Raw genomic sequence first — 19,425 nt, forward strand, 5'->3', positions numbered from 1 at the left:
CGGCGGCCCGCGCCGCCGACGCCCACACCACGTCACCGCACACAGAGGAGAACTGCCATGGCCGGTGCCACCGTGACCGCAACCGACGCCGACTTCGACGAGGTCGTCCTCAACAGCGACAAGCCCGTGCTCGTCGACTTCTGGGCCGCCTGGTGCGGTCCGTGCCGTCAGATCGCTCCGTCTCTGGAGGCGATCGCGGAGGAGAACGTCGACAAGCTCAAGATCGTCAAGCTCAACATCGACGAGAACCCGGGCGTCGCAGCCAAGTACGGCATCATGTCGATCCCGACGATGAACGTCTACCAGGGCGGCGAGGTCGCCAAGACCATCGTCGGTGCCAAGCCGAAGGCCGCGCTGGAGAAGGAGCTCGCCGAGTTCATCGGCTGATCTTCGCGTCCCGAAGGGCGGTGGCTGCGTTTCACGTGAAACGCAGCCACCGCCCTTTGCTGTGCCGCGGATGTGACCGCGGAGCTACAGCGGTCGCGGCATCGGTTCCTTGTGCACCGCACCGAGGAGTTGGTCGAGCGCCCGCTCCACGTCGAGCTTCCAGGAGACCGTCGACCTGAGATCGAGACGCATCCTGGGATACCGCGGATGCGATCGCACCGTCTTGAAGCCCACGGCCAACAGGTACTCGGCAGGGAGCACACACGCCGGGCGCCCCCACCTTCCGTCCCCGAAAGCCTCCACCGCGCGGAACCCGCGCCGCAGCACGTCCTTGGCGACGGTCTGCACCATGACCCGCCCGATCCCCTGCCCCTGGAACCGCGGCAGCAGGGAGGCAGTCATCAGCTGCACCGCGTCGGCCGAGACCGGGCTCGTGGGAAAGGCCGCCGCGCGCGGCACATACGCTGCCGGCGCGTAGAGGAAGAACCCTGCGGGCTCGCCGTCGACGAGGACGACGCGGCCGCACGAGCCCCACTCCAAGAGCACGGTGGAGATCCATGCTTCCTTCTCCGCAGCGCCGCGAGCGCAGCGAACGGCCTCCTCCCCACCGACCGGGTCAAGCTCCCAGAAGACGCACTGCCGGCAGCGCTCGGGGAGTTGGTGGAGGTTGTCCAAAGTGAGCGGAACGAGCTGTCGCCCCATGGAGCCATCGTATCCATGGGGCGACAGGTCGGAGGGAGAGCCGCGGGTCAGGAACCGTCCACGTCGTCCTCCTGCTGCCCGCCTTCGGTGAGTTGCTGCTCCAGCCTCTCGCCCTCGCCCGGGGCGAACTGCCCAAGGATGCGCTGCAAGTCGTCCATGGACGCGAACTCGACGACGAGCTTGCCCTTCTTCTGGCCGAGGTCGACCTTCACCCGGGTCTCGAAGCGGTCGGAGAGCCTGCCGGCGAGGTTGTCGAGTGCGGGGGAGACCCTCGCCCCGGCCCGGGGACCCTTCGACTTCGCCGTCTTCTTCGGCTTGCCGCCCATCAACGTGACGATCTCTTCGACCGCACGCACCGAGAGCCCTTCGGCGACGATGCGATGCGCCAGGCGGTCCTGCTCCTCGCCGTCCTCCACGGAGAGGAGCGCGCGGGCATGGCCGGCAGAGAGCACCCCCGCAGCGACACGACGCTGGACCGACGGCGAGAGGCGCAACAACCTGAGCGTGTTGGAGACCTGGGGGCGGGAGCGGCCGATTCGGTCCGCCAACTGGTCGTGCGTGCAGTCGAAGTCCTTCAGCAACTGGTCGTAGGCGGCTGCCTCCTCCAGCGGGTTGAGCTGGGCCCGGTGGAGGTTCTCCAGGAGAGCGTCGAGCAGCAGCTTCTCGTCGCCCGTGGCGCGCACGATCGCGGGGATGCGCTCCAGGCCGGCCTCCCGGCATGCCCGCCAACGGCGCTCGCCCATGATCAGCTCGTACCGATCGGGGCCCAACTGCCGTACGACGACGGGCTGGAGGAGGCCGACCTCCTTGATGGAGACGACGAGCTCGGCGAGGGCGTCCTCGTCGAAGACCTCCCGCGGTTGGCGGGGGTTGGGGGTGACGGCGTCGAGCGGCACCTCGGCGAAGTGCGCCCCCGGCACCTCCTCGGTTGCCCCCGCGGGCTCCGCCTCGACGGTTTCACGTGGAACGCTCTCGGACGGCGCTGCGTCGGGCAGCGCCGTCACCTTCGCCGCGGCGACCCCGCGCGCGCTGCGCTCCGGGCTGAGTACCGCCGCGCCCGAACCGCCCTCTCCGGATGCCTCGTTCTCCTCCGAGGCCGGAGCGGCCGGGATCAGCGCACCGAGGCCCCGGCCAAGTCCCCTACGACGATCACTCACTGGGTGCCCTCCGCGCTTGCACTCTGCTGCCCTTGCTGCGACTGCACGCTGGGATCGCGCAGCGCAATCTCCCGCGCCGCCTCCAGGTAGGAGAGCGAACCGCTGGAGCCTGGATCGTAGGTCAACACCGTCTGGCCGTAACTCGGAGCCTCCGAGATCCGCACCGAGCGCGGAATGTTGGTGCGCAGCACCTCGTCGCCGAAGTGCCCGCGCACCTCCTCGGCCACCTGCGAGGCGAGCCGGGTCCGGCCGTCGTACATCGTCAGGATGATCGTCGAGATGTGGAGGTGCGGGTTGAGGTGGCCTTTCACCAGGTCGACGTTGCGCAGGAGTTGACCCAGGCCCTCCAACGCGTAGTACTCGCACTGGATCGGGATGAGCACCTCGGCGCCGGCGACGAGGGCGTTGACCGTGAGCAGCCCGAGCGAAGGCGGGCAGTCGATGAGCACGTAGTCGAGGGGCTGCTCGTACGCATCGAAGGCACGCTGGAGTCGGCTCTCCCTCGCGACCAGCGAGACCAACTCGATCTCCGCACCGGCGAGATCGATGGTGGCCGGAGCGCAGAAGAGCCCCTCGACGTCGGGTACGGGCTGCACCACATCAGAGAGGGGCTTGCTCTCCACCAGGACGTCATAGACGGAGGGGACCTCGGAGTGATGGTCGACGCCGAGCGCCGTCGAGGCGTTGCCTTGGGGGTCAAGGTCGACAACCAGAACGCGGGCGCCATGGAGCGCAAGTGAGGCCGCAAGGTTGACCGTTGTGGTGGTCTTGCCTACACCGCCCTTCTGGTTGGCGACGACCATGACGCGCGTCCGCTCCGGCCTGGGGAGCGCTTCCCCGGTACGGTTCATCGCCTCCACGGCCTGCTGCGCGGCGCGCCCGATAGGGGTGTCGTCCATGGGCGGTGGCGTCTCCCGCCCCGCGTCGCCGCGGGTCCCGAGGCCCGCGCCCACGCTGGTGTCCCCGGGTTCTGACCGGGGACCGGGGACCGGATCGGCCATCGGTCCCGCGATATTTGCGTCGGACCGCAACGGTTCACTCTCCTCGACTTCAGGCTCTCTCTGAGCAGAGCCTGCCATGCCTTCTGTCCCACGAACCAGCGAGCCCCGGTCAGTTGTGGACGAATGGGAACCGGAGCGTGGCTCGTGATGGATCCGGCCGCGCGAACCTGCTGCTGCGCGGCCTCTGCTGATGATTCCTTGCAAGAGTGAGCGGCGTTTCACGTGAAACACGATGCACGCGCTCTACGACCGTACCTCTGCGACACTCCGTCAACCGCACCGCATGGGGCTGCTATGGAGTAAGGCGCCGCCATCGGCACAAAAAAGAAGCGGGGAACGGGACCGCACATCCCGTTCCCCGCACGCTCGAAGAGCGGCCCCTACCGTGCGTTCAGCGACGGCGTCGCCCTCCACGGCTGCGGCCCGAGCGCGCCGCCTTGGCCGCCTTGGCACGCTTAGCGGCGAACCGCACCCCGCCGGGGCTCTCGCCGACACCGACGCGCACGATCGTCGCCGGTGGGTCCACCAGGCCCTCGCCCGCGTGCTCGACGGAGCTCTCCACGACGTTCAGCTTGTGCAGAGCGTCCCTGGCACCGCGCAGCTCGTCCTCCGCCGTGTCCCCCTTCAGGGCGAGCATCTCTCCGTAGGGCCGCAGCAGAGGAACCCCCCAGCCCGCGAGACGGTCGAGGGGAGCCACCGCTCGCGCCGTGACGACGTGCACCGGCCGCAGCACCCCGAGTACCTCCTCGGCACGACCGCGAACGACAGTGACGTGGTCGAGCCCGAGAAGTTCGACGACCTCCTGGAGGAAGGTCGTACGCCGCAACAGCGGTTCGAGCAGCGTGATCTGGAGGTCCGACCGGACCAGCGCGAGCGGGATGCCGGGGAGCCCGGCACCGGAACCGACGTCGCACACCGAGACGCCCTCGGGGACGAGGTCGGAGAGGACGACGCAGTTGAGCAGGTGCCGCTCCCAGAGCCTCGGCACCTCCCGCGGACCGATGAGGCCGCGGCGGACTCCGGCGTCGGCGAGCACCTCGCCGTACCTGACGACGTCCGGGAGCCGGTCACCGAACGCCCGCTCGGCGGCCTCTGGCGGAGGCGGCAGCTCCGCCTCGGGGCCCTCGTCCGGTACACCGCCCCCGGAGAGGTCAGTCCTCGCGCCCGGGCTCACGGCAGCACGACCACACAGCGCTGCGGCTCCTCGCCCTCGGACTCGCTCCGCAGCCCCTCGGCCTTCACGGCGTCATGGACGACCTTGCGCTCGAAGGGAGTCATCGGCGGGAGCTTCACCGACTCCCCGGTGCTGCGTGCATCCTGCACCGCCTTCGACCCCAGTTCGGTGAGCTGCTCGCGCTTCTTGGCGCGGTAGCCCCCGACGTCGAGCATGAGGCGGCTGCGGTCGCCCGTTTCACGGTGAACGGCGAGACGGGTCAGCTCCTGGAGCGCCTCGAGCACCTCACCGTCCCGTCCGACGAGCTTCTGCACGTCCCGCCCGGAGCCTTCGCTGACGATCGAGACGGCCGCACGGTCGCCCTCGACGTCCATGTCGATGTCGCCGTCGAGGTCGGCGATGTCGAGCAGGCCCTCCAGGTAATCCGCTGCGATCTCGCCCTCCTGCTCCAGGCGGGTCAGAGCGTCGGCGCTCTCAGACGCAGTCGTGTCCGTCACGGCATGGACTCCTTCGTGCTCACTTCTTCGACGGGTGCTTGGGACGCTGCGAGCCGCCCTTGCCCTGCGGGCCACCGGACTTCTTCTGCCCGGACTTGCTCTGACCGCCCTTGCCCTGCTGGCCGCTCTTGCTCTGGCCGCCGGACTTCTGGGCGTCGGTCTTCTGGCCTCCGGCCTTCCCGGCGTCGTCGGCGGGCTTCGCGTTCGCCGCCGTGTCCGGCTCGGCCTCGCCCGCCTTCTTCGGCTGGGCGGTACCCGAGGTGCGCTGCGACTTCGTCTGCCGCTTCGGCTGCTGCCGCTTCGCACGGGCCTGCTCGGCGGCCTCGCGGGCCTTGACCTCGGTCGGGTCTTCCTTGATCTTGCCCTTGGCGCGCAGCTTCTCCTGGCGCTGCTTGAAGGCGAGCGAGCCCGGCGTCGGGTTGCGCTTGATGACGTACATCTGCTGGCCGAGCGTCCAGACGTTGGTGGTGAGCCAGTAGACGAGGACGCCGACGGGGAAGTTGATACCGAAGACGGCGAACATGAGGGGGAAGACGTACATCAGCAGCTTCTGCTGCTGCATGAACGGCGTCTTCACCGTCAGGTCGACGTTCTTGGTCATCAGCTGGCGCTGAGTGTAGAACTGCGACGCCGACATCATGATGATCATGATGACGGTGACGACGCGCACGTCCGTGAGCGAGGCACCGAGCTCGGCGAGCTTGTCTGCGCCGTCCATGAACTTCGCCGCGATCGGGGCGCCGAAGATCTGCGCGTTACGGGCGCTGTCCACCTGATCGGCGTTGAGTACGCCCACCGGGCTGTTCCGGGCGATGTGGTTGAGCACCTGGAAGAGTGCGATGAAGAACGGCGACTGCGCCAGGATCGGCAGGCAGCTGGAGAGCGGGTTGGTGCCCGTCTCCTTGTAGAGCTTCATCATCTCTTCGGACTGCCGCTGCTTGTCGCTCTTGTAGCGCTCCTGGATCGCCTTCATCTTCGGCTGGAGCGCCTGCATGTTCCGAGTCGACTTGATCTGCTTGACGAAGAGCGGGATCAGACAGATACGGATCAGGACGACGAGGAAGAAGATCGACAGGCCCCAGGCCCAGCCGCTGTCCTCGTCGAAGATCATGCTGAAGAACGTGTGGAACTGGACGATGATCCAGGAAACAGCGGTATAGAGAGGGCTCAGGATCGTGTCGAACACGAGTCAGGCTCCTTGGGCATTGGACTGGGTCCGGTGCTGCTGCCAGCGGTAGCGGAGACGCTGGTGCCATACCGGGTGCTTCCGGGCGGGGACATGGTCGACGCCTCCGGGCGACCACGGATTGCAGCGCAGGATGCGCCAAGCCGTCAGGGCAGTGCCCTTGACGGCGCCGTGCCGCTCGATGGCTGTGTAGCCGTAGTGCGAGCACGACGGGTAGTACCGGCACACCGGCCCGAGCAACGGACTGATGGTCCACTGGTACAGCTTGATCAACAACAGCAGCGGGTACTTCATCGCCGGGACCCTCCAAGCAGCCGCTGCAGTGCGGCGTCCAGATCACGCACCAGCTGGTCGTGACCGGCCTCGCCGGCACCTGGCAGCGCCCGTACGACAACCAGGCTACCCGGGGGCAGCCGGTCGAGGCGCTGACGTATCAGATGCCGAAGACGGCGCTTGACACGGTTCCGTACGACGGAGTTGCCGACGGCTTTGCTTACGACGAAACCCGCACGCGCCGGGGGAAGCTCTCCCCCCGCACCGTGCGGGTCCTCTGCGCGGCGCAGATGGACGACGAGCGACGGGCGGCCTGCCCGTCGCCCTCGTCGTACCGCGGCTGAGAAGTCCTCGCGCCGCCTCAGCCGGTTCTCGGTTGGCAGCACGTCATGGACCTGTGGTCAGTCTGCTCAGGCCGACAGGCGTGCGCGGCCCTTGCTGCGGCGGTTCGCGACGATCGCGCGGCCGGCGCGGGTCCGCATGCGCAGCCGGAAGCCGTGGGTCTTCGCGCGGCGGCGGTTGTTCGGCTGGAAGGTGCGCTTGCTCACTCGGGGGCTCCAGAGATGCTCCGTGTCCCGCTCTTCGCGGAACGATGGGTGGGGCGTCGACCGGCTGTCACCGTGCGCCCACGAGTAGCTCGCAACGCCCGAGTGTGCACCGCTTCTCGCTCCTCCGGTGAACCGCGGTCGGAAGGGAACCGTGCGGGCCACCTGGCGATCTTGCCCATCGGAGGCAGGCGGCAGCAGCCGTCGACGACTCGACCTGGTCACGGTACGCGGGCCCGCGTCATCCGGTCAAACCGCTCCCCAACGGCCTTCTCGGTACTGCACTCGTGCACAGCCTGTGGACAACGACTTGAACGGGGGACCGCGCCCTGTCTACCGTGGCTGAACTTCCCTTCCTTCCCGACCGTCCCCAGAACCACACATTCACGGAATCTGGTCCGCGGGGTTCTGTCGGTCTCCCCGGATGATCGCACCAGCGAATGAGAGAGCGTGCCCGTGGCTGACCTCCCCGCCGACCTCGCCGCGGTCTGGCCACGCGTGCTGGAACAGCTCCTCTCCGAGGAGCAGGGCGTCGAGCCGAAGGATCAACGCTGGCTGCGCGACTGCCAGCCCCTCGTCCTCGTCTCCGGCACCGCCCTGCTCGGCGTGCCCAACGAGTACGCGAAGGGGGTGCTGGAGCGGCGGCTGTCGCCCGTGATCAGCGAGGCGCTCAGCCGCGAATGCCAGCAGCAGGTCCGCCTCGCGATCACCGTCACGGGGCCCGTCACCGACGCGGTACTGCCCGGGACCGAGCCCGCGCGCCCGGAGCCGCCCCAGGGCCGGCCCTCGGCCCCGCACGCGCACCAGCCGCCGCAGGGCCAACAGCCCGGCCGGCAGGACGCGTTCGAGTACGAGCAGTACGACTCCGGTCGCCGCGACGGGTTCGCCGCCGAGCCGCAGGGACCGGCCGAGGGCACCGGATACGAGTACGACGCGTACGAGCCCGGACGCGAGGTGCCGGCGCCGCGCAACCCGTACCAGGAGTACCCGCACCCGCAGCACCGCGAGCCCGGCCCGCACTCCTGGCAGCCGCGGGACCCCTACGCAAGCCAGCAGCCGGTGTACGAGCAGTACGACCAGCGGTACGACCAGCACCCGCCCCGCGGTTACGAGGAGCGCCCGCCCGCCGGGTACGAGCGGTACGAGCAGCCCCACCCGCCTCGGCCGCGGCAGCCGTACGAGCAGTACGACCAGCAGCACCGCCCCCCGGTGCCGCCGCAGGGGCAGCCGCCCGCGCCGCCGTACGAGGGCCCTTCCCAACTCCCGGCTCCCAGCGGCGCTCCCGGGCCGCTCGCCGCGCAGCCGGCGCCGGCGACCGGCCCCGGCGAGCCGACCGCGCGGCTCAACCCGAAGTACCTCTTCGACACGTTCGTCATCGGGGCCTCCAACCGGTTCGCGCACGCGGCGGCCGTCGCGGTCGCCGAGGCGCCGGCGAAGGCGTACAACCCGCTCTTCATCTACGGGGAGTCGGGCCTGGGGAAGACGCACCTGCTGCATGCGATCGGCCACTACGCGCGCAGCCTCTACCCGGGGACGCGGGTGCGGTACGTCAGCTCGGAAGAGTTCACCAACGAGTTCATCAACTCGATCCGGGACGGCAAGGCGGACACCTTCCGCAAGCGGTACCGGGACATGGACATCCTGCTCGTCGACGACGTCCAGTTCCTCGCGGACAAGGAGTCGACGCAGGAGGAGTTCTTCCACACCTTCAACACCCTCCACAACGCCAACAAGCAGATCGTCCTCTCCAGCGACCGGCCGCCGAAGGCGCTGGAGACGCTGGAGGACCGGCTCCGCAACCGGTTCGAGTGGGGACTGATCACGGACGTCCAGCCGCCCGAGTTGGAGACGCGGATCGCGATCCTGCGGAAGAAGGCCGTCCAGGAGCAGCTCAACGCGCCGCCCGAGGTACTGGAGTTCATCGCCTCGCGGATCTCGCGGAACATCCGCGAGCTGGAGGGGGCGTTGATCCGGGTCACGGCGTTCGCGAGCCTCAACCGGCAGCCGGTGGACCTCGGACTCACGGAGATCGTGCTCAAGGACCTGATCCCGGGAGGCGAGGACGCCACCCCCGAGATCACCGCCTCGGCGATCATGGCGGCGACGGCGGACTACTTCGGACTCACCGTCGACGACCTCTGCGGCTCCTCGCGCAGCCGCGTCCTCGTCACCGCCCGGCAGATCGCCATGTACCTCTGCCGGGAGCTGACGGACCTCTCCCTGCCCAAGATCGGCGGGCAGTTCGGCGGCCGGGACCACACGACGGTCATGCACGCCGACCGGAAGATCCGCGCGCTCATGGCGGAGCGGCGCTCGATCTACAACCAGGTGACGGAGCTGACCAACCGCATCAAGAACGGCTGAGCCCCGGCGGTCGGCGCCGCCCGGCCCGTCTGCGCCTCCCTGCCCCCCGTACGTCTGGCGCGTACGGGGGGCAGTCGTCTGTGCGGACTCCCCGGGTGCGGCTCGGTACGGCCCCAGGGTCCAGGGCTGTGCACAACTCCGAGTCCTCTGCCGCCTGTTCGAATCGGTCCGCGTGGAGGACCGTGGTCCACAGGAAACGGGGCGAGGCGGAGTCCACACCCTGGGGAGCGCGTAGGTTGTCCAGAACGTGTCCACAACTGGCCCTGCGGGGAAGAGGTTTGCGGAGGTCACGGCCCTGGGGATTTGTGTGCGGCCGCCCTCCACAGCTTGTGGAGGACAACTTCCGTCACGATGGCCGGAGTCGGCTGTCCACCGGCTGCCCACAGGACAGGGCGGGTTGTCCCCAGCTTCTCCACAGCCCTGTCCACTGTTCGGCAACTCAACTCGCCTTCTCACCGGTGCGAGTGAAAGCCGTCACATCGAGGGCGGGGATTGGCTTGTGGGAAAGCCGGGTAACTCTGTGGGCGGTGCTGTGGGCAACTGGCCGTTGCCTGTGTACGAGTTGCGCGGAACGCCGCTCGCTCCACAGGCAACCCCTTGTCGTCCACCGGTCCGTGCACAACCGCGGTGGACAAAATCTCCGGCCTGACCTGCGCAGACGGGCTTATCCACGGTTTCCACAAGCCCTACTACTACGACGACACTTAGAGAGCCCGAGATCCGTTTAACCGTGGGGGCTGTGCACAACTCGCTGCCTGCGGCCCGCCGGTCGCTTCTGGCACTCTGCTGGAAGTTGACGGACTCGGGCTCCGGCTGTCAGTCGCGTACGTCAGACTGGACCCCGGTAACAAGCTGAGACGCGGCACCAGGGCGCCAAGGGCAGAACGAGAGCCAGGGGACCGCGTCGGCGACAGCAGGAGGCGGCTGAAGGTGAAGATCCGGGTAGAGCGCGACGTCCTCGCGGAGGCGGTGGCCTGGGCTGCCAAGAGTCTCCCGGCCCGTCCGCCGGTGCCGGTCCTCGCGGGCCTGCTGCTGAAGACGGAGGACGGCACCCTGAGCCTCTCCGGCTTCGACTACGAGGTCTCCGCGCGGGTCTCGGTCGAGGCGGAGGTCGAGGAGGAGGGCACCGTACTGGTCTCCGGGCGGCTGCTCGCCGACATCTGCCGAGCCCTCCCCAACCGCCCGGTGGAGATCTCCACAGACGGTGTACGCGCGACGGTCGTCTGCGGCTCGTCGCGGTTCACGCTCCACACCCTGCCGGTCGAGGAGTATCCGGCGCTGCCGGAGATGCCGACGGCCACGGGCACCGTCCAGGGCGAGGTGTTCGCCTCCGCCGTCCAGCAAGTGGCCATCGCGGCCGGGCGGGACGACACCCTCCCGGTGCTCACCGGCGTCCGGATCGAGATCGAGGGGGACACGGTCACCCTCGCCTCCACCGACCGCTACCGCTTCGCCGTACGCGAGTTCCTCTGGAAGCCGGAGGAGTCCGAGACCTCGGCCGTCGCGCTCGTGCCCGCGAAGACTCTGCTGGACACCGCCAAGTCGCTCAGCAGCGGCGACAACGTCACGCTGGCGCTCTCCGGTTCGGGGTCCGGCGAGGGGCTCATCGGTTTCGAGGGCGCGGGACGGCGCACCACCACCCGCCTGTTGGAGGGAGACCTCCCGAAGTACCGCACGCTCTTCCCCACCGAGTTCAACTCGGTCGCGGTGATCGAGACGGCGCCGTTCGTCGAGGCGGTCAAGCGCGTCGCCCTCGTCGCCGAGCGGAACACCCCCGTGCGGCTCAGCTTCGAGCAGGGGGTGCTGACGCTGGAGGCAGGCTCCAGCGACGACGCACAGGCTGTGGAGCGCGTCGACGCCGATCTGGAGGGGGACGACATCTCGATCGCCTTCAACCCCGGCTTCCTGCTGGAGGGGCTGAGCGCGATCGACTCCCCCGTCGCGCAGCTGGCGTTCACCACCTCCACGAAGCCGGCGCTCCTCAGCGGCCGGCCCGACAAGGAGGCCGAGGCGGACGACGCCTACAAGTACCTGATCATGCCTGTGCGCCTCTCCGGGTAAGCGCGGCTCTCGCCCTCCGGCAGGGAGCCGGAGGGCGAGGTGTGTCACACCCCGGCTGCGTACGGCGGTTCCTGACGCGAGGGTGCGGCTTCACCGTACGAACGCATGCACGCGTCCCGGTTAGGCTCGTATTCAGGTACGAAAGGCAACGACTCGCGACTCCTCGCCACGGCGCCGCGACTTCACGCACGAAGGGGCACTGATGGACCTCGGCCTGATCGGTCTCGGCAAGATGGGCGGCAACATGCGCGAGCGCATCCGCCGCGCCGGCCACAAGGTCGTCGGCTACGACCGCGACCCGGAACTCGCCGACGTCCACAGCCTGCAGGAGCTTGTGGAAGCGCTCGGGGACGGCCCGCGCGTCGTGTGGTCGATGGTCCCGGCCGGTGTCGCGACGCAGTCGACCGTCGACGAGCTCTCCCGGCTCCTGTCCCCCGGCGATGTCGTCGTCGACGGCGGCAACTCGCGCTGGAACGAGGACGAGAAGCACGCGGCGGAGCTCGCCGAGCACGGCATCGGCTTCGTCGACTGCGGTGTCTCCGGCGGCGTCTGGGGCCTGGAGAACGGCTACGCGCTCATGTACGGCGGCGAGGCCGAGCACGTGGCAGCCGTGCAGCCGATCTTCGACGCGCTCAAGCCCGAGGGCGAGTTCGGCTCCGTGCACGCGGGCCGTGTGGGCGCAGGGCACTTCGCGAAGATGGTCCACAACGGCATCGAGTACGCGATGATGCAGGCCTTCGCCGAGGGATGGGAGCTGCTGGAGGCGGCGGAGCCGGTCACCGACGTCCGCGAGGTCTTCCGCTCGTGGCAGGAGGGCACCGTGATCCGCTCCTGGCTCCTCGACCTCGCCGTGAACGCGCTCGACGGCGATGAGCACTTGGAGAAGCTCCGCGGTTACGCCGCCGACTCGGGCGAGGGCCGCTGGACCGTCGAGGCAGCCCTCGACAACCGCGTGCCGCTGCCGGCGATCACCGCTTCGCTCTTCGCGCGCTTCAGCTCGCGGCAGGACGACTCGCCGCAGATGAAGATGATCGCCGCGTTGCGCAACCAGTTCGGCGGCCACGCGGTCGAGAACATCGGCGGCGCCGGCAAGTAGCCTGCGTCGGGCGGGCGTTCGCGGCATCCGGGCGGCCCGCCCCGCGAGGGCGTCGGGGCAGAGCGAGGCAACGAAAGGTCGGCAGCGTGCACGTGACCCATCTCTCGCTCGCCGACTTCCGCTCCCACCGCGCCGTCGACGTCGAACTCGCCCCCGGCGTCACCGCGTTCGTCGGCCCGAACGGCCAGGGCAAGACCAACCTCGTCGAGGCGGTGGGCTACCTCGCGACCCTCGGCAGCCACCGTGTCGCGAGCGACGCGCCGCTGGTGCGCAGCGGGGCGCAGCGTGCCGTCGTCCGCGCCCTGGTGCGCCAGGGCGACCGGCAGCAGCAGGTCGAGTTGGAGATCAACCCGGGCAAGGCCAACCGCGCCCGGATCAACCGCTCTTCGCAGGTGCGGCCCCGCGACGCCCTCGGCATCCTGCGCACCGTCCTCTTCGCGCCCGAGGACCTCTCCCTCGTCAAGGGCGACCCGGGCGAGCGCCGCCGCTTCCTCGACGAGCTGGTCACGGCCCGCTCGCCCCGCATCGCAGGCGTCCGCGCCGACTACGACCGCGTGCTGAAGCAGCGGAACACCCTGCTCAAGTCCGCGGCGATGGCACGGCGGCACGGCGGCAAGGGCGCCGACCTCTCCACGCTCGACGTCTGGGACCAGCATGTGGCGCGCCACGGCGCGGAGTTGCTCGCGCAGCGGATGGAACTGATCGACGACCTCTCCCCGCTTGTCGCGAAGGCGTACGACGGCCTCGCGCCCGGCGGCGGCCCCGTCGGCCTCGAGTACCGGGGCTCGGTCTCGGGCGGCAGCAGGCAGGAGCTGTACGACGGCCTCCTCGCCGCCCTCGCCGAGGCGCGCAAGCAGGAGGTGGAGCGCGGCGTCACGCTCGTCGGTCCGCACCGCGACGATCTGCTGCTCGCGCTCGGCGAGTTGCCGGCGAAGGGGTACGCGAGCCACGGCGAGTCCTGGTCGTTCGCGCTGGCGCTGCGGCTCGCCTCGTACGAGCTGCTCAAGAGCGAGGGGAACGAGCCGGTGCTCGTCCTCGACGACGTCTTCGCCGAGCTCGACACCAAGCGCAGGAACCGCCTCGCCGAACTCGTCGCCGGCGGCGAGCAGGTGCTCGTGACGGCCGCCGTGGAGGAGGACGTGCCCGAGGTGCTCGACGGGCGGAGGTTCCGGGTGTCGGGCGACGGGGTGGAGCGCTGGTGAACCGCGGCCCGGACGTCCCCGTTTCCCGTGCGGCGCACGGTGGTTCGGCGTCGTGCGTGCGGTGGAGCGTGCTCGTAGGGTGTGCCGTCCGGTGCGGAACCGTCGGCGGAAGGTGGAGCGCGTGAGCTCCGAGGAGGAGGCGGCGTCCGACGGCGGGCGTGCGCCGGACCCGGAGGGCCGGCCCGTGCCGGAGCCGTCCGGCGTCGATCTCGCCAGGGTGGCGCTGCGTGCCGCGAAGGAGCGTGCGCGCGAACGGGGTGCGGCGGCGCAGCAGAAGAAGCAGGCGCGAAGGGGCGGCGGGTTGCGCTCCGGCGCGCGCCGCGACGGGCGCGACCCCCTGCCCCTCGGTGCGGCGGTGCAGCGCCTCGTCACCGAGCGCGGTTGGGAGACTCCGGCCGCGGTCGGCGGCGTCATGGGGCGGTGGCCGCAGATCGTCGGGGCCGAGATCGCGCAGCACTGCGAGCCGCAGCACTTCGACGAGGCGGAGCGCGTCCTCGGCGTCCGCTGCGACTCCACGGCGTGGGCGACCCAACTGCGGCTGCTTGCCCCGAGACTGGTGGCCCGACTCAACGAGGACCTCGGCCACGGCACCGTGCGCGTCCTGCGCGTACGCGGGCCCGAGGCTCCCCGGCGCAGCCCCGGCCCGCTGCGCGCACCGGGGAGCAAGGGCCCTGGTGACACCTACGGATGAGACCTGCCCGCGTCGCCGACTCGGCGCGGCCGTAGGGGAGTACGGGACGGGGGCGGCGGAGACGTTGTGTAAGTGCACGGCTGCACTCCGTGAGGCGAGAGTGACGCCGCTCACGTCGCACGGGCGTTGACGGAACGAAACCGGCTCGAAGCTCTGAGCGCCCGTGTGAGCCTCTCCGCCCCCCGGTCCGCATATAGGGAGTCGGCGCAAGGCAGTTGAGGGCGGCACATGCAGGCTCAGGTACCGGCAAACCCCCATTCACATCGTCGGCACCGGTACACTGGAGGGCAGCCGCCCCGTTGCGGAACATGTCGAACGACGCAGCCGCTCCGCCTTGTCCTGGTGACTCTCCTGGAGACGGCCTGTGCTGTGCCAGAAAGGGCGCTTCGTGGCCGATTCCGGCGATCTCAACGAAACAGAACAGAACCCGTCCGAGGGTGCCGAGGCGCCCCCGCAGCCGACCGAGCCGGTGCCTCCCGTCGATCGCGAGCACCCCGAATCGTCGTACGACGCAAGCGCGATCACGGTTCTCGAGGGCCTGGAGGCCGTCCGGAAGCGGCCGGGCATGTACATCGGGTCGACCGGCGAGCGTGGTCTTCATCACCTCGTACAGGAGGTCGTCGACAACTCCGTCGACGAGGCCCTCGCCGGGCATGCGACCACGATCGACGTGACGCTCCTCGCGGACGGCGGCGTCCGCGTCATCGACGACGGCCGCGGTATCCCCGTCGGCATCATCCCGTCGGAGAACAAGCCGGCCGTCGAGGTCGTGCTCACCGTCCTGCACGCGGGCGGCAAGTTCGGCGGCGGTGGGTACGCCGTCTCCGGCGGTCTGCACGGTGTCGGCGTCTCCGTGGTGAACGCCCTGTCGCAGCGGCTGTCCGTCGAGGTCAGGAGCGAGGGCTACCGCTGGACGCAGGACTACAAGCTCGGGACGCCGACGGCTCCGCTCCAACGGAACGAGGAGACCGAAAGCACGGGCACTTGTGTCTCGTTCTGGGCGGACCCGGACATCTTCGACACCACGGACTACTCCTTCGAGACGCTCGCGCGCCGGTTCCAGGAGATGGCCTTCCTCAACCGGGGGTTGACCATCACCCTCACCGACGAGCGCGAGGAGCGCGTCGACGAGGAGGGCAATCAGCTCTCGGTGACCTACCACTACGAGGGCGGCATCTCGGACTTCGTCCGCTACCTCAACTCCCGCAAGGGCGAGCTCGTCCACCCGTCGGTGATCGACTTCGAGGCCGAGGACCCGGAGCGGCTGCTCTCGGTCGAGGTCGCGATGCAGTGGAACAACCAGTTCAGCGAGGGCGTCTACTCCTTCGCCAACACCATCCACACGCACGAGGGCGGCACCCACGAGGAGGGCTTCAGAGCGGCGCTGACCGGGTTGATCAACCGGTACGCGCGCGACAAGAAGCTGCTCCGCGAGAAGGACGACAACCTCACGGGTGAGGACATCCGCGAGGGGCTCACCGCGATCGTCTCGGTGAAGCTCGGGGAGCCGCAGTTCGAGGGCCAGACCAAGACCAAGCTCGGCAACACCGAGGCGAAGACCTTCGTGCAGAAGGTGGTCCACGAGAACTTCGCCGACTGGCTCGACCGCAACCCCAACGAGGCGTCGGACATCATCCGCAAGGGCATCCAGGCCGCGACGGCCCGGGTCGCCGCGCGCAAGGCTCGTGATCTCACGCGCCGCAAGGGGCTGTTGGAGACGGCGTCGCTTCCCGGCAAGCTGTCGGACTGCCAGTCCAACGACCCCGCGAAGTGCGAGATCTTCATCGTCGAGGGCGACTCGGCGGGCGGCTCGGCGAAGTCCGGGCGCGACCCCGAGTACCAGGCGATCCTCCCGATCCGCGGCAAGATCCTCAACGTGGAGAAGGCCCGGATCGACAAGGTCCTCCAGAACGCCGAAGTCCAGGCGCTGATCTCCGCGTTCGGCACCGGTATCCACGAGGACTTCGACATCGAGCGGCTCAGGTACCACAAGATCATCTTGATGGCCGACGCCGACGTCGACGGCCAGCACATCAACACCCTGCTGCTGACGCTGCTGTTCCGCTTCATGCGCCCGCTCGTCGAGGCCGGCCACGTCTTCCTGTCGCAGCCGCCGCTGTACAAGATCAAGTGGTCCAGGGACGAGTACCAGTACGCCTACTCCGACCGCGAGCGCGACAGCCTGATCTCGCTCGGCCGCGAGCAGGGCAAGCGGATCAAGGACGACTCGGTCCAGCGGTTCAAGGGCCTCGGCGAGATGAACGCCGAGGAGCTCCGCGTCACGACGATGGACCTCGAGCACCGCGTCCTGCGCCAGGTCACGCTCGACGATGCCGCGGCCGCCGACGACCTGTTCTCCATCCTCATGGGCGAGGACGTGGAGGCACGGCGCTCGTTCATCCAACGCAACGCCAAGGACGTCCGGTTCCTCGACATCTGACGTCGGCCCGAACGACGCGACGTACACAGCAGAAGGACTTGATCTGAGCAATGGCCGACGAGACCCCCACACCCCCTGAGGACAACCCGGAGACCGCGCCGACCGACGTCGTCGTCGACACCGATGCGGGCGCCCGCGTCGATCCGGTGAGTCTCGAGACCGAGATGCAGCGCTCGTACCTCGACTACGCGATGAGCGTGATCGTGAGCCGTGCGCTTCCGGACATCCGCGACGGCCTCAAGCCGGTGCACCGCCGTGTGCTCTACGCGATGTACGACGGCGGCTACCGCCCCGAGAAGGGGTTCTACAAGTGCGCCCGCGTCGTCGGCGACGTCATGGGCAACTACCACCCGCACGGCGACTCCTCGATCTACGACGCACTCGTGCGGCTCGCGCAGCCCTGGTCGATGCGGATGCCGCTGGTCGACTCCAACGGCAACTTCGGCTCGCCCGGCAACGACCCGGCGGCCGCGATGCGGTACACCGAGTGCAAGATGGCCCCGCTCGCCATGGAGATGCTGCGGGACATCGACGAGGAAACCGTCGATTACCAGGACAACTACGACGGCCGCAGCCTGGAGCCGACCGTCCTGCCTTCGCGGTTCCCCAACCTCCTCGTCAACGGCTCTGCGGGCATCGCCGTCGGCATGGCGACGAACATCCCGCCGCACAACCTCCGCGAGGTCGCCGCCGGTGCGCAGTGGTTCCTCGACCACCCGGAAGCGAGCAACGAGGAGCTCCTCGACGCGCTGATCGAGCGCATCAAGGGCCCCGACTTCCCGACGGGCGCGCTCGTCGTCGGCCGCAGCGGGATCGAGGAGGCGTACCGCACCGGGCGCGGGTCGATCACCATGCGCGCCGTGGTGGAGGTCGAGGAGTTCCAAGGACGCCAGTGCCTCGTCGTCACCGAGCTCCCTTACCAGGTCAACCCGGACAACCTCGCGCTGAAGATCGCCGACCTGGTGAAGGACGGGCGGGTCGGCGGTATCGCGGACGTCCGCGACGAGACCAGCTCGCGGACGGGCCAGCGCCTGGTGATCGTGCTGAAGCGGGACGCCGTCGCCAAGGTGGTCCTCAACAACCTTTACAAGCACACCGATCTGCAGACCAACTTCGGCGCCAACATGCTCGCGCTCGTCGAGGGGGTCCCGCGGACGCTCTCGCTCGACGCCTTCATCCGGCACTGGGTGAGCCACCAGATCGACGTCGTCGTCCGCCGCACGCGCTACCGCCTGCGGAAGGCCGAGGAGCGGGCGCACATCCTGCGCGGCCTCCTCAAGGCGCTCGACGCGATCGACGAGGTGATCGCGCTCATCCGCCGCAGCGAGACGGTGGACGTCGCGCGCGAGGGCCTGATGGGTCTGCTGACGATCGACGAGATCCAGGCGAACGCGATCCTGGAGATGCAGCTGCGCCGCCTCGCCGCGCTGGAGCGTCAGAAGATCACTTCGGAGCACGACGACCTCCAGGCGAAGATCAACGAGTACAACTCGATCCTTGCCTCGCCGGAGCGGCAGCGCGAGATCATCGGCGCCGAGCTCACCGCGGTCGTCGACAAGTACGGCGACGACCGGCGCACCCAACTGATCCCCTTCGAGGGCGACATGTCCATCGAGGACCTGATCGCCGAGGAGGACATCGTCGTCACGATCACCCGTGGCGGCTATGTGAAGCGGACCAAGACCGACGACTACCGGGCGCAGAAGCGCGGCGGAAAGGGCGTACGCGGAACGAAGTTGAAGGAAGACGACATCGTCAACCACTTCTTCGTCTCCACCACGCACCACTGGCTCCTCTTCTTCACCAACAAGGGGCGCGTCTACCGGGCCAAGGCGTACGAACTCCCGGACGCCGGCCGCGAGGCACGCGGCCAGCACGTCGCCAACCTGCTCGCCTTCCAGCCCGACGAGGAGATCGCGCAGATCCTCGCCATCCGGGACTACGAGGCGGCGCCGTACCTGGTCCTGGCCACCAAGTCGGGCCTGGTGAAGAAGACTCCGCTCAAGGACTACGACTCACCGCGCTCGGGCGGCGTCATCGCGATCAACCTCCGACAGATGGAGGACGGCCGCGACGACGAGCTGATCGGCGCCGAACTCGTCTCGTCCGACGACGATCTGCTGCTGGTGAGCAGGAAGGCGCAGTCGATCAGGTTCACCGCGTCCGACGACTCGCTCCGGCCGATGGGCAGGGCGACTTCCGGCGTAAAGGGGATGAGTTTCCGCGAGGGGGACGAACTCCTCTCGATGAACGTCGTCCGGGCGGGTACGTTCGTCTTCACCGCCACCGACGGCGGTTACGCCAAGCGCACCGACGTGGACGACTACCGCGTTCAGGGGCGCGGTGGGCTCGGCATCAAGGCCGCGAAGATCGTGGAGGATCGGGGTTCGCTCGTGGGCGCGCTGGTGGTGGAGGAGACGGACGAGATCCTCGCCATCACGCTCGGCGGCGGCGTGATCCGTACGCGGGTCGACGAGGTCAGGGAAACCGGCCGTGACACCATGGGCGTCCAACTGATCAACCTGGGCAAGAAGGATGCGGTCGTAGGGGTTGCACGCAACGCCGAGGCCGGTCGCGAAGCCGAGGAAGTGGAGGCGGCCGGGTCCGGGGAGGAACCGGAGTCGCCGAGCGAGGACGAATAGGAGCAGG

At 69.1% G+C, this 19,425-nt stretch carries 17 protein-coding genes; 8 read left to right on the forward strand and 9 right to left on the reverse strand.

The features are described from left to right. Positions 1-57: 57 nt before the first annotated feature. Complete coding sequence (gene trxA, locus UWG_RS0105230) at positions 58-387, forward strand: thioredoxin (protein ID WP_016906149.1); 330 nt, start codon at positions 58-60, stop codon at positions 385-387. An 84-nt stretch (positions 388-471) separates the two neighbouring features. Here trxA and UWG_RS0105235 read toward each other — a convergent pair whose 3' ends face one another. The 9 genes from UWG_RS0105235 to rpmH form a co-directional block, all read right to left on the reverse strand. After that, positions 472-1,089 carry a GNAT family N-acetyltransferase gene (locus UWG_RS0105235; protein WP_016906150.1) on the reverse strand — a complete coding sequence of 206 codons (618 nt, stop codon included), beginning with the start codon at positions 1,087-1,089 and terminating at the stop codon, positions 472-474. Positions 1,090-1,136: 47 nt separating this feature from the next. Further along, positions 1,137-2,246, reverse strand: a complete 1,110-nt coding sequence (locus tag UWG_RS0105240; protein WP_016906151.1) for a ParB/RepB/Spo0J family partition protein — start codon at positions 2,244-2,246, stop codon at positions 1,137-1,139. After that, positions 2,243-3,325, reverse strand: coding sequence for a ParA family protein (locus UWG_RS0105245; RefSeq protein WP_078495586.1), 1,083 nt, complete (start codon positions 3,323-3,325; stop codon positions 2,243-2,245). The genes UWG_RS0105240 and UWG_RS0105245 overlap by 4 nt, the downstream gene beginning before the upstream one ends. Before the next feature lie 313 nt (positions 3,326-3,638). Continuing rightward, complete coding sequence (gene rsmG / locus UWG_RS0105250) at positions 3,639-4,421, reverse strand: 16S rRNA (guanine(527)-N(7))-methyltransferase RsmG (RefSeq protein WP_016906153.1); 783 nt, start codon at positions 4,419-4,421, stop codon at positions 3,639-3,641. Beyond that, positions 4,418-4,918, reverse strand: a complete 501-nt coding sequence (locus UWG_RS0105255; protein ID WP_016906154.1) for a Jag family protein — start codon at positions 4,916-4,918, stop codon at positions 4,418-4,420. Before UWG_RS0105255 ends, rsmG begins: the two co-directional genes overlap by 4 nt. A 19-nt stretch (positions 4,919-4,937) precedes the next feature. After that, positions 4,938-6,104, reverse strand: a complete 1,167-nt coding sequence (gene yidC / locus UWG_RS0105260; protein ID WP_016906155.1) for a membrane protein insertase YidC — start codon at positions 6,102-6,104, stop codon at positions 4,938-4,940. Positions 6,105-6,107: 3 nt separating this feature from the next. Then, entirely contained in the window at positions 6,108-6,398 is a 291-nt protein-coding gene (yidD, locus tag UWG_RS0105265) for a membrane protein insertion efficiency factor YidD (RefSeq protein WP_016906156.1), read from the reverse strand. Next, the gene (gene rnpA / locus UWG_RS31965) at positions 6,395-6,763 is read right to left on the reverse strand and encodes a ribonuclease P protein component (protein WP_078495587.1); all 369 of its coding nucleotides are present in this window, start codon (positions 6,761-6,763) and stop codon (positions 6,395-6,397) included. Before rnpA ends, yidD begins: the two co-directional genes overlap by 4 nt. 24 nt (positions 6,764-6,787) lie before the next feature. Continuing rightward, a complete protein-coding gene (rpmH, locus tag UWG_RS0105275) occupies positions 6,788-6,925 on the reverse strand; it encodes a 50S ribosomal protein L34 (RefSeq protein WP_016906158.1) in 138 nt (45 codons plus the stop codon). A 453-nt stretch (positions 6,926-7,378) separates the two neighbouring features. On the opposite strand from rpmH, the gene dnaA reads away from it, so the two are divergent. From dnaA to gyrA, 7 genes are all read left to right on the forward strand, one after another. Beyond that, entirely contained in the window at positions 7,379-9,286 is a 1,908-nt protein-coding gene (gene dnaA / locus UWG_RS0105280) for a chromosomal replication initiator protein DnaA (RefSeq protein WP_016906159.1), read from the forward strand. Between the two features lie 930 nt (positions 9,287-10,216). Then, on the forward strand, positions 10,217-11,347 hold the full coding sequence (dnaN, locus tag UWG_RS0105285) for a DNA polymerase III subunit beta (RefSeq protein ID WP_016906160.1): 1,131 nt from the start codon (positions 10,217-10,219) through the stop codon (positions 11,345-11,347). 202 nt (positions 11,348-11,549) lie between these two features. Next, positions 11,550-12,443: a phosphogluconate dehydrogenase (NAD(+)-dependent, decarboxylating) gene (gene gnd / locus UWG_RS0105290; protein ID WP_016906161.1), complete on the forward strand. Its 894-nt coding sequence runs from the start codon at positions 11,550-11,552 to the stop codon at positions 12,441-12,443. An 86-nt stretch (positions 12,444-12,529) separates the two neighbouring features. Continuing rightward, positions 12,530-13,645: a DNA replication/repair protein RecF gene (gene recF, locus UWG_RS0105295; protein ID WP_016906162.1), complete on the forward strand. Its 1,116-nt coding sequence runs from the start codon at positions 12,530-12,532 to the stop codon at positions 13,643-13,645. A gap of 121 nt (positions 13,646-13,766) precedes the next feature. Next, the gene (locus UWG_RS0105300) at positions 13,767-14,336 is read left to right on the forward strand and encodes a DciA family protein (RefSeq protein WP_016906163.1); all 570 of its coding nucleotides are present in this window, start codon (positions 13,767-13,769) and stop codon (positions 14,334-14,336) included. A 364-nt stretch (positions 14,337-14,700) separates the two neighbouring features. Next, positions 14,701-16,776 carry a DNA topoisomerase (ATP-hydrolyzing) subunit B gene (gene gyrB / locus UWG_RS0105305; protein WP_016906164.1) on the forward strand — a complete coding sequence of 692 codons (2,076 nt, stop codon included), beginning with the start codon at positions 14,701-14,703 and terminating at the stop codon, positions 16,774-16,776. Positions 16,777-16,826: 50 nt separating this feature from the next. Further along, complete coding sequence (gene gyrA, locus UWG_RS0105310) at positions 16,827-19,418, forward strand: DNA gyrase subunit A (RefSeq protein WP_016906165.1); 2,592 nt, start codon at positions 16,827-16,829, stop codon at positions 19,416-19,418. Positions 19,419-19,425 lie beyond the last annotated feature (7 nt).

It is taken from the genome of Streptomyces xiaopingdaonensis (assembly GCF_000262345.1).
Taxonomy (GTDB): domain Bacteria; phylum Actinomycetota; class Actinomycetes; order Streptomycetales; family Streptomycetaceae; genus Streptomyces; species Streptomyces xiaopingdaonensis.